The sequence below is a fragment of the uncultured Kluyvera sp. genome (assembly GCF_902485085.1).
Lineage (GTDB): Bacteria > Pseudomonadota > Gammaproteobacteria > Enterobacterales > Enterobacteriaceae > Kluyvera > Kluyvera ascorbata.
The window spans coordinates 1-18112 of record NZ_CABTJS010000005.1; the positions used below are offsets into that span (position 1 = coordinate 1).

At 56.2% G+C, this 18112-nt stretch carries 5 protein-coding genes and 1 other RNA gene; 4 read left to right on the forward strand and 2 right to left on the reverse strand.

Annotated features, from left to right (window positions below; translation table 11 throughout):
- Positions 1 to 112, reverse strand: a transfer-messenger RNA (tmRNA) gene (ssrA, locus tag RDN66_RS01350); the annotation flags it as partial.
- 565 nt (positions 113 to 677) lie between these two features.
- On the opposite strand from ssrA, the gene RDN66_RS01355 reads away from it, so the two are divergent.
- From RDN66_RS01355 to RDN66_RS01370, 4 genes are all read left to right on the forward strand, one after another.
- Positions 678 to 12797 (forward strand): Ig-like domain-containing protein, encoded by a 12120-nt coding sequence (locus RDN66_RS01355; protein ID WP_308537473.1) that lies wholly within the window; start codon positions 678 to 680, stop codon positions 12795 to 12797.
- Between the two features lie 71 nt (positions 12798 to 12868).
- Positions 12869 to 14209: a TolC family outer membrane protein gene (locus RDN66_RS01360; RefSeq protein ID WP_248538360.1), complete on the forward strand. Its 1341-nt coding sequence runs from the start codon at positions 12869 to 12871 to the stop codon at positions 14207 to 14209.
- Between the two features lie 23 nt (positions 14210 to 14232).
- Entirely contained in the window at positions 14233 to 16380 is a 2148-nt protein-coding gene (locus RDN66_RS01365; RefSeq protein WP_202217382.1) for a type I secretion system permease/ATPase, read from the forward strand.
- Positions 16377 to 17546, forward strand: coding sequence for an HlyD family efflux transporter periplasmic adaptor subunit (locus RDN66_RS01370; RefSeq protein ID WP_202217383.1), 1170 nt, complete (start codon positions 16377 to 16379; stop codon positions 17544 to 17546). The genes RDN66_RS01365 and RDN66_RS01370 overlap by 4 nt, the downstream gene beginning before the upstream one ends.
- A gap of 44 nt (positions 17547 to 17590) precedes the next feature.
- Here the strand turns inward: RDN66_RS01370 and smpB are convergent, their stop codons facing one another.
- Positions 17591 to 18073: an SsrA-binding protein SmpB gene (gene smpB / locus RDN66_RS01375; protein ID WP_035894933.1), complete on the reverse strand. Its 483-nt coding sequence runs from the start codon at positions 18071 to 18073 to the stop codon at positions 17591 to 17593.
- Positions 18074 to 18112: the final 39 nt, after the last annotated feature.

The window sequence follows — 18112 nt, forward strand, 5'->3', positions numbered from 1 at the left end:
AAAGCGTAGTTTTCGTCGTTTGCGACTATTTTTTGCGGCTTTTTACGAGGCCAACCGCCCCTCGGCATGCACCTTGGGTTTCGCAAATCCCGTCGAATCCAGAATCAGCCCCAATGTGTTACAGCGAGTATAACAGATTTGCCATACGCCACACCAGTCCATATTGCAGGAAGTGTTGGGGAACATGCTTGCTGTATGAATTGCAATCAATCTGACAGCGGGATGCATTTTTTGATTGGGAAAAATCTTCGAACCACGGTAGCGAAACGTATCGATAGTACGTAATTAATTAATAAAAAGATATATCGTATATCTGCAATTTAATATCTTTAATAAGCTGATTATTTAAATTCTATTTAATGAATTTCATACTAAAGGTTTAGTGCTGCTTAACTTATGCATCAGAAGTATTGGATATATTATGTATCAAGAAAAATACCAATAAATTGTGATGTTTACATTTGCCTATACCGAGAACATTGATTATATGTTCTTATATTGTGAAAACATTGATGTCGATGAAAATAATGAATTTTCCGTTTAAAAACAGCCCCTTGGTATTCGGTGTGTTCATCTAGCATGAAATGTTGATTTCGCAAGTTTAATACTGTGCGTCAGGTCGCGTGCATCATAATTTCTGACGCTGATATCGGATAATGCTTTTTCGAGGTGACAATATGGCCCCGCAAAATAGTCTTCCAGGTGCAGTTGATGTATTAAATCGAAAAACCGGCGATGTCGTCATGGAATATGCAAAAAATGGTGACCGGGTTGTGGATCTTACCGAAACCAGCGTTGTTCGGGTGAATGCATCACCGGATGTGGTGAGCGGATACGAGCGCCAAGGAAACGATCTGATTGTCCATATGAAAGATGGGACAACGGTTCGTTACCAGAACTTCTTTAAGCTTGATGCTGAAGGTTTACACAGCGAACTCATCTTTGAAGATGCCCTTGGCACTCATCATGCCGTCTTCCCTGCGGTCGAAGCCGCGCCGATGGCGGCTGAGGCTATTGTGCCGGTCTTTAGCGATGTTGCGCTGGGCACGCTGATTGGGGCTGGGGGAATTTCGGCGCTGGCCGTGTTAGGCGGACTGGCTGCCGTTGGCGGCATTGTTGGTATTGCGGCTGCGTCTGGTGGTGGAAGCGGTAATCATCACAGCGACGGCGACACGCCAACAAAACCTCCGGTCACGACACCAACTATCACCGTGTCTCCTATCGCCACCGATAACATTATCAACCAGGCAGAGAGTGCTATTGCGCAGATTGTTAGCGGCAATACGCAGTCGCAATTTGCCGGCAGCACGTTAACCGTCAGCCTGAACGGCCAGAGCTGGAGCACGACGGTAAATAAAGACGGTAGCTGGAGCGCCTCAATACCGCCGACGCTGCTACAGTCCATCGCGGATGGTTCGTATGTCGTTAAAGTGACCCTGACGACGAAAACGGGCGTCACGGTGAGTAAAGATGTCTCGATACTTATTGATACCACACCTCCCGATCTGACCCTGACGCCGTTCACTCCCGGCGGCGTGGTGGATCAAGCGCAGCATAGTGCGGATAAAATCGTTCGCGGTACGGTAAGCGATCTGGAGCCAGGCTCGACGATCGTTGTTACGCTCAATGGCAAAACCTACACCACCCAGGCTGATGCGAATGGTAACTGGCAGTTGCTGATCCCGCAGGCGGATATGGCGCTGTTGGGGGATGGTCAGTCTTATACCATTACCTATACCGCGACGGATACCGCGGGTAACAAAACCGTTGAATCCCAGACGATCACGACCAATTTCTCGGCCCCCGATATTTCTGTCGACCCGTTTGCTGGTGATAATATCGTCAATAGCGCAGAGGTGTTGGTCAACCAAACGCTCAGTGGGCATACCTCGAATATCCCGGCCGGACAGGTGGTGACCATCACGCTTGGCGGTAAAACTTACTATGCGGAAGTGCTGGGGGATGGCTCGTGGAAAACGATCATTCCTGCCGGGGACCTGGGTGCGTTATCGCAGGGGAACAATGCGCTGACGGTGACCGTTAACGATGGCAGCGGCAATACCGCCATTAAGACCGTTCCTATCGATGTCGATACCACGCAGCCTGCTATCGCCATTGCCATTGTGTCAACCGACGACTACCTCAATGCTCATGAGGCCGAGCAGCCGCTGGTTGTGCGAGGCGTCGTAACGGGATTTGCTGCGGGCGTCGCGGTTACCGTGACGGTGAATGGCAAATCTTATACTGTGTCGACGATTGATGCCTCCGGGAACTGGAGCGTGTCGATCCCGTCGAGCGATCTGCTGGCGATGAAAGACGGGCCAAATGTTATCACCGCGACGGCAAGCCTGAATACCCAGACGGCGCAGGATCAGCATACGTTAAATGTGCAGATCCACACGGTGCCAGAACTGGTGATTGACCCGCTGTTTAACGATGGCTATCTGAACGCGAGTGAACAAAAGGTCAATCAGGTCATCAGCGGTAACACCGGCGTCACCGGCTCGGGGCAAAAGGTGACAGTACAGTTAGGCGGCAAAACCTATACCGCCACGGTTGATGGTGACGGCACCTGGAGCGTCACTATCCCAGCCGTCGATTTGCAGAAACTCCCGGATGGCCTGCTGACCGTGACGGTGAATGCCAGCGATGCGGCGGGCAACTCAACGCCAGCGACGCAAACCGCTATCGTCGACACGATTTCTCCACCTTTGACCGTTTTACCGCTGACCACCGACGGTAAACTCAATGCCGCTGAGCTGACGCATAACCAAACATTGAGTGGTATTAGCGGTGTGGGTGAGCAAGGGCAGGTGGTGACGGTGATCCTGAACGGGAAAACCTATTACACCGTGGTGGGTAATGATGGTAACTGGAACCTGTCTCTGCCGAGTGCGGATCTCGGCCAGTTGCAAACCGGGAGTTATCCGCTGACGGTGACGCTTACCGATGCGGCCGGAAACACCACGACTGTGTCGCAATCCATCTCCGTGAAAACCACCCCGTTGCAACTCGGGGTGCAGGCATTAACGGATGGCAACACGCTGGACGCGGCGGAAGTGAAAGTCGACCAGATTCTGCATGGCACCTCCAATGCCGAAGCGGGCAGTATAGTCACGTTAACGCTGGGAAGTGCGACCTTCCAGGGAGTAACGGATGCACTCGGTAACTGGCAGATCACGCTGCCTGCGGCGGCGCTGCAAAAACTCAGCGACGGCACGCAAAACCTGACGGTCAGTATCACTGATGCTTACGGCCAAACCAAAACCATCACGTCGAGCTTTGATGTTGATACCAAAACCGATGCGGTGGCGATCAGTATCATCTCCAATGATGATTACCTGAATGCCGATGAAGCGCTTGCCGGGTTAACTGTCCACGGGAATAGCGCCGGGTTACCCGCAGGCACAATCGTCAACATTTTACTCAACGGCGCAAGCTATGTAGCGGCTATCCAGGCCGATGGTTCGTGGCAAACCTTTATCAATGCCACCGCACTCAACGCGTTGACCGACGGCGTGCATACCCTTCAGGCAACGGTCGTGACGGCCAATGGTACGGTGATTGATAGCCACAACTTTATCTCGGCGATTCACACGCCGGTGGTGGTCTCCGTCAATACGCCGTTTGTTGATGGCATCGTAAACATTGTGGAATCAGGCCAGAACCAGACCCTGACCGGTACATCGGGGGTGACGGGGGCGGGGCAAACCGTGGTCGCCACGCTTAACGGCCAGCAGTATATCGGTGTTGTGAACAGCGATGGCACCTGGTCTGTTACGTTGCCACAGGGGGCGATGGAGAGCCTGCCTAACGGCCCTGGCACCGTTAATGTCAAAGTGACGGATGTCGCGGGCAATACCTCAAATACGGATGTTAACTTTACCGTCGATAAAACGGCGCCAACGCTGTCGATCACACCGCTCAACGGCAACGACGTATTGAATAATGACAACGTGACAAATGGGGTAACGCTTAGCGGTACAACCTCAACGGACACCGCGTCGGTGATAGTGACCATTAACGGGAACAACTACACCGCCACGGTGACCAACGGAAGCTGGAGTATTGGCCTGGGCAACGGCGCACTGGGAGGGCTGTCGCAGGGGATCAATTCCTATACGGTGACGGCAACCGATAATGCCGGTAATACCACCTCAGTAGTGCGTAGCGTCAGCGTTGATACCGTCGCGCCGAACGTGGTGATGAACCCGGTCACCAGTGACAATACGCTTGATATCGCTGAACTGAACACAGGTTTTAGCCTGAGCGGCAAAACGGTACCCGCTGAACCGGGCGCGACGGTGGTGATTAATCTTAATGGGACAACGTTGACTGGAGTGGTGAGCGCGGACGGCAGCTGGACAATTCCTGTCTCGCCGAGCGTGGTCAGCGGCCTGACGAACGGTACCTACCTGGTTTCTGTCACCGTGACGGACTCGGCAGGTAACGCTTCCCAGACGGTCTCCAACGCCTTTAATGTCGATACCACGGCCAGCGCTATTGCGATTAACCCCATCGAGTCTGATGACAAAATCAGCGCTGTTGATATTGCCGATGGTTTGACCATCAACGGGACGTCGGCGCGCATTCCTGACGGTGGTACCGTCACCATCACGCTCAACGGCGTGCAATACACCACCACGGTTAACGCTAGCGGATTCTGGCAATTGACGGTACCGATGTCTGCCGCGGGCGCAATTGCCGACGGCACGGCGACGGTGACGGTTTCTGCGGTGGATATCGACGGTAAAGCCGTTTCCGGCGAACACCAGTTCACCATCATTACCCATAACTTACCGCAGCCTACCATTAACGCGCCGTTTGGCGATGGCGTGGTGAATGCCGCAGAAGCGGCGGCGGGCGGTAACCTTAGCGGCAGCACCGGTGTACTGGGCACGGGGCAAACGGTGACCGTCAGACTGGATAACGGTTCATTGCTGACGGCGACGGTGGATGCCAGCGGTAACTGGACGCTGCCGTTAACTCCTGCGCAGCTTGGCGCGCTAGGCCAGGGCGGACATACCGTGACCGTTACGGTGACGGATGCGGCTGGAAACCAGAATACCACCACCACGCCTGTTGTTGTGGACACGACCGCGCCGATCTTAGGGATTAATACGGTTACCAACGACAACATTGTCAACAGCATTGAGGCGGCAGGCACCGTCAACATTACCGGTACGGGCGTCTACGATCCGGCGCATCCCCAGACCATTAGCGTGCTGGTCAATGGGCAACACTACGACGCGATTCTGCAGTCTGATAACACCTGGAGCATCGCCTTACCGGCAGGGGCGTTATCCGGCGTGCCGGATGGCCCGGTCACGGTGAAAGTGACGATTACGGATTATGCCGGTAACAGCAATACGGTAACCTCCAGCTTTACCCTTGATGCATCTGCCGCGAATGCACCGCAGGTGCAAATTGGCAAAGTCTCTGGCGATGATTTTATTAATGCCAGCGAAGCCGGTAATCCACTGATTATCTCCGGCACCACGGTGCGGGTGGAAGCGGGGCAATCGGTCACCGTGACGTTGAACGGCAAAACCTATTCCGGGACGGTGCTCGCCGATGGAACGTGGTCGGTCAGCGTACCCGTGCTCGACCTGGCAAGCGTACCGGACGGCGCGCGAGTGGTTACCGCTACCGTGACGGACATTTCGGGTAACACGGCATCGGTGAATCACAACGTGACGTTTGTCGCCCAGCCGGCGTCACAGCCGACGATCACTATTGGCACGGTGGCGCAGGATGATGTGATTAACGCCCTTGAACATAACGCGCCGCTGACGATCTCCGGCTCGTCGACGCATCTGGCGTCCGGTACGGTTATCACCGTGTTGTTCAACGGTAATATCTATACCGGCAGCGTGGGGAGTAACGGTAGCTGGAACGTTACCGTACCGCGCGCGGATGTGCAGGCGCTTGCCGACACGCCGACAAACGCCCCTTACGTCATTTCCGCCTCGGCGACCGATGCCGCGCAAAACCCGGCCTCCGCCACCCACAACGTCGCGGTGGATACCAGCGCGCCAACGCTGGTGGTCGATCTCGCCAACTCGTTCCTCAGCGATTCGCGAGTCAGTATTGCAGAGGCGGCCGTCGATCAAATCGTCAACGGAACCGGTACTGCAGGTGAGACGGTCACGCTGTCCATCAATAATAAAGTGCTCTCGGCGGTGGTTGATCAGAATGGAAACTGGTCGATGTCGATCTCGACAACGGACCTCAAATCACTGCCGCAAGGTTCTTCACAGTTGACGTTCAGCAGTACCGATGCACAGGGGAACAGCAGTTCGCAGACGGTGGGCATCAACGTGAAAACCACCGGTGGGCCGAGCCTCACATTGAACACCATGTTTGGCGATAACATTGTCAGCATTAATGAAGCGGCGAACGGCGCAACGTTGACGGGCACAGCCAGCGGTCTGGCAGACGGCTCAACCGTGGTTGTCAATATTAATGGCCAGCTTTTCACCGGAACGGTCTCCGGCAGCACCTGGTCGGTAGCGGTTGGTGCTGGTTTACTGACCACCAGCGGGCAGTTCACCGTGACCGTGACGGGACAAGATGCCTGGGGTAACCCGGCGACGGTGAACGGTAATCTGGATGTGGTGTTGCAGCGCCCAACCGCGGCGTTGATAGGCCCGTTGTTTGGTGATGACAATATTCTTAGCCAGGCAGAGGCCAACGCGGGCGTACAGCTGACGGGCTCAACGGGGCAGGCTGGGCCTGGGCAAACGGTCAAAATTATCCTTGATGGTTTACAGGAGTACACCGGGTCCGTTGATGTTAACGGCAACTGGACGGTTACACTCACTCCTCAGCAGTTGAACTCGATTGTTGATGGTACGCATGTTGTGAAGGTGTCCGTGACTGACCGCGCGGGTAATACCGCCGTCTCCGCCGATACCTCCATTAATGTCCGCACCGATCCATTACCGCAACCCGATCTGACGAAGCCGTTTACCGACGGTATTCTCAACGCCGCCGAAGCGGGAGTCGCGTTAGGTCAGACAATTACCGGGCAAATCGGGCTGTCGGCTTCGCTTGTCAAAAGTGTGATGGTCAGCATCAACAATGGTACGCAGGTCGCCGCAACGGTGAATGCCGACGGTAGCTGGTCGCTGCTTCTGGATACGGGAACGTTGCAGGCGCTACCGGATGGGACCTTGCCGGTTAGCATCATAGTGACCGATATCGCCGGCAACCAGTCCAGCGGGCAGGGCAGTTTCGACGTGATTACCCATGCGTTGCCGAAGGCAAACTACGCCATACCGTTTGGTGATTTTGCCATCAGCGCCAGCGAGATCCTGACCGACCAATCAATTACAGGGAACACGGGCGTCAAGGGCGCAGGACAAACGGTATCCGTGGTTCTGGGCACCAAAACCTATATCGGTACGGTGGATGATAACGGTGACTGGGTGGTGACCGTGCCGCAGTTGGATCTGTCTGCACTGACCAATAATGCGTCCCTCGGATTTAGCGTGACGGTTACCGATCGTGCGGGTAACAGCGCAAGCACCGTTCCGGGTGATACGCCAAACGTCACGGTACACACCAGCCTGCCTGCGCCAACGGTCATCAACCCGTTCGGCGATGGCATTCTCAACATCACGGAAGCTGCGGGCGCGGTGACGCTTATCGGGGCGACCGGTGTGACCGGGGCGAATCAGTATGTCACGGTAAAAATAGATGTGAATGGCATTACCTATACCGCCAATGTGGATCCGTCAGGCAACTGGTCGGTGAGCTTACCGGCAGGTTCATTGCAGTCGCTGACGGCGGGCCAGCATCAAATCACGATCTACGCCCAGGATCAGTACGGTAACAGCAGCACCAGCACCACCAATTACCAGGTTGCGTTGACACCACCTGCGGTGACGATCACCTCGCCTATCTTTGGCGATGGTTACGTTAGTGCGGCGGAGGTGCTGACGGGAACAACGCTGAGCGGCACGTTCTCAACGTCTTACCCGAACGGGACGTTGGTGAAAGTCACCATTGGCGGAAAAACCTTCGATGCGACGGTCAACGGTACGCAGTGGAGCCTGACGATGGACGCCACCGCCTGGGGGACCGTGACGGCGAGAGGCGCGCAGAGCATTATCGTGTCGGTAGAGGATGGCGCGCATAACGTCAATACGGCAACCTCGACGGTGACCCTGCTGCTGGATATCCCGACGGTAACCATTGGCACATTGTTTGCTGGCGACAACCTGCTCACCTACGCGGAAAGCCAAACCAACCAGTCAATTACCGGGACATCCACCAATCTGCAAACCGGCGACACGATACGTGTCACCTTTACCGGTGGCAGCGTCTTCACCACCACGGTGCAGGCGGATGGTAGCTGGTCACTGCTGTTGACGCCAGCACAAATGGCTACGCTGCAAACGGGGATAATTACCGTTGAAGGGATTGATAAAGCAGGAAACGTTGGCGGCATAGTGGGGAATGGCGGAGTACTGACCGTTAACCTGACGCCGCTATCTTATTCCGTCAATATGGATTTGGTGGCGGGAGATAACTACGTTAATGCCGGTGAGTTTACCAATGGCAACCTGCATCTTTCCGGTCATGCCTTCAATCTGGCCGGTACCACGGTCACTATCCTCAACGGTGTGACGCCAGTGGGGACGGCGTTGGTGGCAGCCGATGGTAGCTGGTACTTTGACATTCCTCGCGCTTCTCTTCCGGATGGGACGTATACCTTTACGGTACAAAGTAACGCCCAGGCGGCAATTCCCGCGTCGCAAACGGTAGTGATTGATACAGTGGCACCAACCTTAACCGTCGGCGCGTTTGCGGTGGATAACCTGGTGAATGCCGCGGAGAAAGGTGTCGCTCAGGCCATTAGCGGAACGTCAGATGCTAACGGCAGCCTGGTGACGATTACCCTGAACGGCAAAACGTACACCGCGCTGGTTGCGGCAGGCGTTTGGTCGGTAGACGTTCCTCAAGCCGATATGGCGGCGCTGGCGAACAGCAGTTACACCATCACAGCCACCATCCGTGATCCTGCGGGCAACCAGACGAATGCGTCGCAGACCTTCACGGTTGATAGCGTCGCGCCGTTGTTGACGGTTGATGCGGCGGGGATCCCGGCGGTACTGAGTACGGTCAACATGGCGACCGGGATCGTGGTGCAAGGTAAGGGCGAACCGGGAAATGCGGTTACCATTACGCTGGGGCCATTGACATGGAGCGGGACCGTCGATGCGCAGGGTAACTGGAGCTACACCTTCCCGCAGCTCAATCTGTCTTCGCTGACGGATGGCGCACAGGTGGTCAGTATCACCTCAAAAGATGCCGCGGGTAACGTTTCCACCAACAATGTGTCGCTGAATGTGGCGCTGAATGCCGGGCTGGGCGTGGTTGTCGACCAGGTCTTTAACGACGGCATTTTGAACGTTGCGGAGTCGCTGGTCACGCAGACGCTCACCGGGCATATCAACGGTAATTACCAGGGCGCGAAAGTGTCGCTGACGATTGCCGGGGCCAACTTCACGCTCAACAACATCGCTGTCGCCGCAGATGGGTCGTACTCCTTCTCGTTGCCGCCGTCGATTTGGCTGGGACTGGTGACCAATACGCTGCAACTGCGTGTCGATGTGGTGGATGCCAACGGCAACACGACCTATAAAACGGTCGATTTCGGCCTGGCATTAACCAATCTGCCGGTGATTAGCAATGTGCTGGTGGCGGGCGATAACTTCCTGAACCTCGCGGAAAGTACGGCTAACCAGGTAATTTCGGGTACCGTCAGTAACGTCACTAATGTAACTAAAGTGGTTATCAATTTCGGCGGGCAGGCTATTACGGCCACCGTTGATGCGCTGGGGAACTGGACGGCGAACCTTCCGTCTGCGCTATTGAGTAGCTTGCCGGACGGCGCGGCATCGATAGGCGTCGCGGTTACCGATAAATACGGCAACGTCATCAATACCAACGCCAGCTTTACGGTGGTCAGCCACAATCTGCCGATGATTTCGCTGGATGCGCTGTTTGGCGACGGCGTGCTGAGTATTCCTGAACTGGCTGGCGCGCTGTTAAGCGGTACGGCGACCAATCTGGCTGGGCGCACGTTAACCATCCAGATAGGCAATACCACGGCCTTCACCACCAACGTGGATAATACCGGGCACTGGTCGGTGAATCTGCCGGATGCGGTGAAATCAGTGCTGCAAGGGCTGGGCAGCGGTAATCAGACGGTGACGATTACCGCCACTGACCAGTACGGCAACCCGGCGAGCCAGACCGGCACGATTAAAGTCGATCTGATAGCCCCGGTCTTGAACAGCGTCGTGGCGTTTGGCGACGGGCTGCTTAGCGTCGCTGACTCGCTGATTAACCAAACCATCACCGGTACGGTTTTGAACGCCCCGCTGGGGTCCACCGTGCAGGTCACCATTGGCACGAAAGTGTTTAATGGCGTGGTGACGGCGTCGGGCAGCTTCACCATCGGTTTAACGCCGACCGATCTGGCAAGTCTGGCCGATGGCACCTTTACGCCGTCGGTGAAAATCACCACCCCGGACGGCAACGTCTCAACCACCGCCGGTGCGGCGATTACGGTGGGCTTGAAAAACCTGCCAACGGTGGCGATCACCTCCCTGTTCGGCAACGACGGCTATCTGAACCATGCCGAAGCCGTGGCGGCGCAGACCATCTCCGGGACGGTGACCGGGCTGACCTCCGGTCAGGTCACGGTGACGGTTGGGGGCACAAGCTATCTGGCTAACATCACCAACGGCACCTGGTCGCTGGCCTTGCCTGCGGGCGTACTGTCGTCTATTGCCGATGGCGCGATGAACGTCAGCGCGTCGGTCGTGGATGCGGTGGGGAATACGGTCTCCAGTAGCCAATTGATTAACGCCATCGTACAAGGGGTGCCGACAGTTGGGCTGAATACGCTGTTTGGCAACGGTATTCTTGACCTGGTCGATCTCCTGACCAATCCAATCCTTTCCGGGACCAGCACGCATCTGGCGGTCGGCACGCAAATCGTGGTGACGGTGGGGGCACTCACCTTCAATACCACGGTCGGTGCGAACGGTGTGTGGCAAATTGCCGTGCCATCAGTGTCGCTCCAGAGTTTGCCGGACGGAACCAACAGCCTGGCAGTGACGGTTAAAGCAACGGATGTTGCAGGTAACGTAGCGACGGCCTCGCAAAATGCCAGCGTGTCGATTCAGGCAACGCCGACGGTGTCCATTTCTTCGCTGTTTGGCGACAGTGCGCTGAGTCTGGCTGATGTGAGCGTTGCGCAGACCATTTCGGGTACCAGCCAGAATGCGGTGGGCACGACGCTGACGGTCTCGCTGGGGGGGAAAAATTACCTCACGACGATTGCTGCCGACGGTAGCTGGCTCGTCTCGATACCCAAAGCGGATCTCAGCGCGTTGGCCGACGGCTCTCAATCCGTCAGCGTTGCGCTGACCAACGCCGCCGGTAAGGTGGCAACCATTGCCAGCGCCGTTGACGTCATCACCCACAATCTGCCAACGATTTCGTTGACCTCGCTGTTCGGTAACGATGGTTACCTCAATATCAGCGAAGCAGCAAGTGGACAGGTGATCGGCGGCAAGATTGGCGGCGTAGTGAGCGGTTCCACGGTCGTGGTGACGCTCGGCGGGACGCAGCTCAATGCGGTGGTGGATTCCAGCGGTAACTGGACGGCGACGGTGAACAAGAGCTTGCTGCAAGGGCTGGCGAATGGTTCAACTACCGTCGGGATTTCGGTTACCGACCGGGTGGGAAATACCACGTCAACCTCGACCGATGTGCAGGTGAAATTTACCCAGCCGACCCTGAGCATGACGCCGTTAACTAACCTGGTTGGCCTGTTGCTGAACGTAGTGCTAGGGCTGGTGTCATCGGTCAAACTGACCATCAGCGGGACCTCAACGAACCTTGACCAGGGCTCAATTGTTCATCTTAACCTGGTGAACCTGGCGACCTCCACGGCCGTTGTCGGTTCTGACGGTAAATGGTCGGCACAGCTCGACGTCGGGCTGGATTTGGCAAAAATCCTGTCGTTGAGCACCATCATCAACCTCTATGCCGCGGATGTGGCGGGCAACGTTGGGTATCTCAACATTGGTTTAGGGGGCGGGAATGCCACCACAACGCCGCCAGCGGGCACCACGACGCTGGCGGCAGAGGCGACCACCTTCTCCCTGATGACGGCCAGTGCGGAGGATAATACCAGTACGCAATCAACGGACAACTCATCCACGACGACGCACACGACCACAACCACTGACGGTACAACCACCGAAAGCACGACGACGTCGGAGGCGGCTTACACCATTGGCGGGCTCACGATCTCGCTGGCCGACGGTACGACCTTGAGCAGCGATAGCGTACATGGCGGTACGGGTAACGACACAATCCACTTGTCGACTCTCGGGTTTACCGAAATTGATGGTGGGGCAGGTACCGATACGCTGGTGCTCGACGGTTCGAACATGGTGCTGAACCTGATCGAGCTTGCAGGGAAAGTGCACAACATTGAAGTTATCGATCTCGGCAGGGCGGGGAATAACAGCGTGACGTTGGACGTTAACGAAGCGCTGACGATCACCGATAAACCGGCGGACGATCTGTTGATTAAAGGCAGTGACGGCGACCAGGTCAACCTCAAGCAGGGAGCAAATGATACCTGGGCCGTTACCGGCCAACGCGAAGTAGATGGTGTCCAGTTCGATATTTACCACAACAGTTCGCAGACCAATACGCTCAGCGATGTGCTTATCCAGCATGGTTTGCACGTCAACATGGTTTAACAGAACGCGCCTCAGGGACGAGGCTAATTACCGACTGACAATATCACCACGGGCAATCCTAAGGTGGACAAATGAAAAACGCCGTATGTCTGTTGTTATTAGCTGTGCCCGTTGCGAGTCTGTTGGCGGCACCCGGTGGGGACGCGCAGTATCGCTGGCAGTCCGCGCCGAGTGAACAACTTCAGGCACAGCTCACCATTAAGGAAGCGATCCTCCGTGCTTTTGCCCGCAACCCGAAAATCGCCCAGGCCGCGGCGCAAATTCGCGTGGGGAAAGCCAATCTTGATGAAGCGAAAAGCGCCTGGTTCCCACAGGTTTCCCTGCAGGGCAATATGGGGCGATCGCACCGTACCGACTCCGCCGGGTCATTGAATAACAACGGTTCTGGCGGTGTGTTGCTAAAACAGCTGCTGTACGATTTTGGCAAAACGGGCGGCAGTATCGATGAGCAAAACAACCTCTCCGATGCCTGGCGCTTCGACCTTTACAGCACGCTCAATGACGTCGCGACGCAAACGTTGCAGACCTACCTCCAGGTAAAACGTTACCAGGCGCTGGCGCAGGTGGCGCGCGACAACATTCAATCGCTTAACAACATTGAAGAGATGGCCAAACTGCGTGCTCAGGCGGGATTAAGTTCACAGTCCGACGTGCTGCAAGCGCAGTCGCGGATTGCCGGAATGAACGCGACGCAGGCGCAGTATGAAGCACAAATGCATACCGCGCAGGCGGCGCTTAGCGTGCTCACCGGGGTCATGTCAAATTCACTTCCCGATCTGCCAGAAGATCTTATGAAGCAGAAAATCTCGGTAAATGCGCTGCCTTATGAGCGCAATAACGCCGTGCGCAGCGCGCAGTCCAAACAGCTGGCGGCGGAGCAGCGTATTCGCCAGGCGCAGGCGCAGCACTGGCCGACGATCTCGGTACAAGCGGGGCGTACTCGTTACGAAAACGATCAAAGCAACTATTGGGATGACCAGGTGCAGTTGGTGGTTGATGCGCCAATCTATCAGGGCGGCGCGGTCAGCGCCCGCGTAGATGCAGCACAGGGCGATCGGGCGAGCGCTCAGGCGCAGGTTGAAGCCAGCAAGCTGGATATCAACCAGCGTGCCGCCACCGCCTGGGCTGACCTGACCGGTGCGCAGACGCGCCAGCAGGCGGGCGAGGCACAGTCGGTCAGCGCTGAACTGGCACGTCGCGTTTACCGTGATGAATATCGCCTCAGCAAGCGTAGCCTGAACGATCTTCTGAGCGTTGAACAGGATGTGTTTCAGGCCGACAGCGCGTCGATTACTGCCCGCTATGACGGGTGGGACGCCGCCGTTCGCTACGCCGGCGCGGCGGATAATTTGTTGGATATGCTCGGGATTGAGCGCAGTCGTACCGTGGGTGATGACCTGCCCGCACTATAAGCCCTCAAAAGGCAGGAGTGTTTATGCAAGAGCCTGATACCGAAAGCTGGATTAACGTCATGGTACGTGCGGCGGGGCGTTTTGGTTTACCCGCCGATGCGCCAGCGGTGCGCCAACAGATGCGCTGGTTTGAAAACCTGCCCCTCAGTGCCCGGCTCGAGCGATTGAGCGGTTTAATGGGGTTGCAGGTACACCGTGTTCCGCTGGCAAAAATGCGCTGGAGCGCGCAGAACCTACCGGTCATCGTGCAGCTAGAAAGCGGCGAGCTGATGCTGCTGGAAGCGCTGAACGCCGATGGTTTGGTGACCTACTGGCTTAACAACGGCGGCGATCTGGTGCGTGAAGAGTCGCTGGAGACGTTGATTACCCGCATTAACCCCGAAGTGGTGATGCTGGGCATTGCCGTACGCGGGCGAGATTCACGTATTGATGACTTTACCCATCCGTGGGAAGCGCATTGGTTCTGGCGTCACTTCCGCCATACCGGGCGCAAGCTGTCGGAGATTGCGCTGGCCTCTATCGTGGGCAACGTGATGGCGCTGGCGGGGATTTTGTTTTCCATGCAGGTCTACGATCGCGTTATCCCGGCGCAATCTTTCCCCACGCTGTGGGTGCTGTTCTTCGGCGTGCTGCTGGCGGCGGCGCTGGAGTATATGATCCGTCTGGCGCGAACCTATGTGTCTGACATTATGGGCAAACATATCGATCTCGATCTATCGGCAATGTTCTTTGCCCGCGCACTGTCGATAAAAAACGATGCGCGCCCCAAATCCACCGGATCATTTATCTCTCAGCTTCGCGAACTGGATCAGGTGCGTGAATTGTTGACTTCGACCACCGTGGGCGCGGCGATGGATATGCCGTTTGTTCTGCTGTTTTTAGGCATTATTGCGTTGGTCGGCGGCCCGCTGGTGGTGATCCCGCTGATCGCCATTCCGTTGATTGTGATCCCTGGTTTACTGGTGCAGTGGCCGATGGCCAAGCTGGCGAAAGAGGGGATGCGCGAAAGCGCGATCCGCAATGCGGTGCTGGTGGAGTCGATCGAAGGGGTTGAAGACATTAAGGCGCTACAGGCTGAACCCTACTTCCAGCGTCAATGGGAAACAACTCATGCGGTGGGGGCCAGTATTGGCATGAAACAGCGCGTTTGGGGCGCAAGGCTTAGCGGCTGGGCGTCGACCGTCCAGCAGATTACGTATGCCGGTATGCTGGTGTTTGGCTGTTTTTTGGTGATTGATGGCAGTATCACCACCGGTACGCTGGTTGCTTGCAGCATGTTGTCTTCGCGTACGATTGCACCACTGATGCAGCTGACGATGGTCTTTTCCCGCTGGCAGCATGCAAAATCCGCCATGACCGGGCTGGATGAACTGCTGAAAAAGCCGCTGGATAAAGAGGCCGACAAAAAGATGGCGCATTGTCCTGTGCTGGCGGGGCACTATCAAATGCAGCAAATGCAATACAGCTACGATGTGGAAAAAGGCGAACAGGCGCTGAACATCGACGGGTTGGAGATTATGCCCGGTGAGCGAGTGGCCATTTTGGGGAAAACCGGGGCGGGGAAATCGACGCTGCTGCGGTTGTTGTCTGGACAGGTTCAGGCGACAAAAGGAAAAACCATTATTGATGGGGTCGATATGGCGCATGTCGATCCGAACGATGTTCGTCGTCAGGTTGGGTATTTATCGCAGGACTCGCGGCTGTTTTTCGGCACCTTGCGGCAAAACCTAATGCTGGGGCACCCGCATGCCACCGAAGCCGAGCTTATCCAGGCGCTGCGCATCAGTGGCGCGATAAACCTGGTGCAACAGGATGCCGCTAGCCTGGATCGGCTCATTAACGAAGGCGGCCGCGGTTTGTCCGGTGGACAGCGCCAGATGGTACTGCTTAGCCGCCTGATCGTGCGAAATCCGCAAATAGTGCTGTTGGATGAGCCGACCGCCTCCATGGATGAACAGCTGGAAGAGTGGGTGATCCGCCAGTTACACCAGTGGTTGACCGGGCGCACGCTGGTGCTGGTTACCCACCGGCCAGCGCTGCTCAAGCTCGTCGACCGAATTATCGTGCTGGAGAATGGCCGGGTTGTGGCGGACGGTCCGCGCGACGAGCTGCTGAATCAGGCACGGCGTAACAGCAATGTTGCTTCAATTGTTCCGGGCGGTGCGTCATGATCGAAGCCAAAATGCAGGATGAGCTTAATCGGCAAAGTCGTCTTTCTTCATCGGTTATCTGGCTTAGCGTGCTTGGGCTCCTGGTCTTCATTCTCTGGGCGCGCTGGGCGATTCTGGACGAGGTGACGGTTGGCACCGGTAAGGTCACCCCTTCCACCCATGCGCAGGTGATTGAAAGCCTTGACGGTGGCATTGTGAGTGAATTGCTGGTGAAAGAGGGTGATATCGTCAATCGCGGGCAAATGCTGGCGCGGCTCGATCAGACTCGCTTCCAGTCTAATTTTGGTGAGGCGGCGGTGCGCGTACGGGCGCTGCGGGCGTCCAGCGAGCGTTTACGTTCTGAGCTGACCGGGCAGCCGCTGAAGTTTAGCGCTGAATCACTGAAAGAACCGGCGCTGGTGGCACGTGAGCAGCAGCTGTACGACTCGCGGCGGAGAACGCTCAATCAAACGGTGGCGAATTTGCAAAAATCGCTGCAACTGGTGAATGCTGAAATCAGAATGACCAAGCCGCTGGTGGCGAGAGGCGCAGCCGGTGATGTTGAGGTTATCCGGCTGGAACGACAGGCGGCAGAGCTGCAGGGCAAAATGGATGAAGCGAGAAACCAGTACGCTGTGCGTGCACGCGAAGAACAGGTCAAAAACGATGCGGATCTCGACGCGCAGCTACAGGTGATGGCGGGGAAAGCCGACCAGGTTGAACGTGCGTCGCTATTTTCTCCCGTCCGCGGCGTCGTGAAGGATATTCAGGTCAATACCGTTGGTGGTGTGCTGCAGCCGGGCGGCAAATTGATGGAGATTGTGCCGCTGGAGGACCAGCTTTTGATTGAGTCGCGGATAAACCCGCGCGATATCGCCTACATTCGCCCCGGCCTGCCGGCGACGGTAAAAATCACCGCTTACGACACCTCCATTTATGGTGACCTGAAAGGGACCGTTGAGGTAGTGTCGCCAGATACTTTGCAGGATGAGGTGCGCCGCGATCAGTTTTACTATCGCGTGTATGTTCGCACGCAGCAGGCGGAGCTGGTGAATAAGCAGGGTAAACGGTTCCCGATAATGCCGGGGATGGTCGCTAACGTGGAGATCAAAACGGGGCAGAAATCGGTGCTCGATTATCTGATTAAACCGTTGAACAAAATGAAGGAAGCGCTGAGGGAACGGTAAGTTGTGAAGCACTTGCCTGCGATGGCAGGCAAGTGCGGGTATTATTAACGCCCGGCGTGTTTCATAATGCGGGCTTTATCCAACTGCCATTCGCGATCTTTGAGATCGGAACGTTTATCGTGCTGTTTCTTACCTTTCGCCACGCCGATTTTTACCTTACACCAGGCGTTCTTCCAGTACAGCGACAGCGCGACGACGGTATAACCTTCGCGGTTGATACGCCCGAACAGGGAGTCCAGTTCGCGCTGGTTGAGCAGCAGTTTACGGGTGCGTGTCGGATCGCAAACGTAGTGCGTTGATGCTACGGCCATCGGGGTGAAGTTCGCGCCAAACAGGAAGGCTTCGCCATCTTTCAGGATAACGTAGCTGTCGCCGATGTTGGCTTTACCTGCGCGCAGGGATTTCACTTCCCAACCCTGGAGGGCAAGGCCCGCTTCAAATTCTTCTTCGATAAAGTATTCGTGGCGGGCGCGTTTATTCAGCGCAATCGTGGCTGATCCAGGTTTGTGTGCTTTTTTCTTTGTCATAATGTCCTGAACTTATCGCTTATCTCAATAACACTGCCT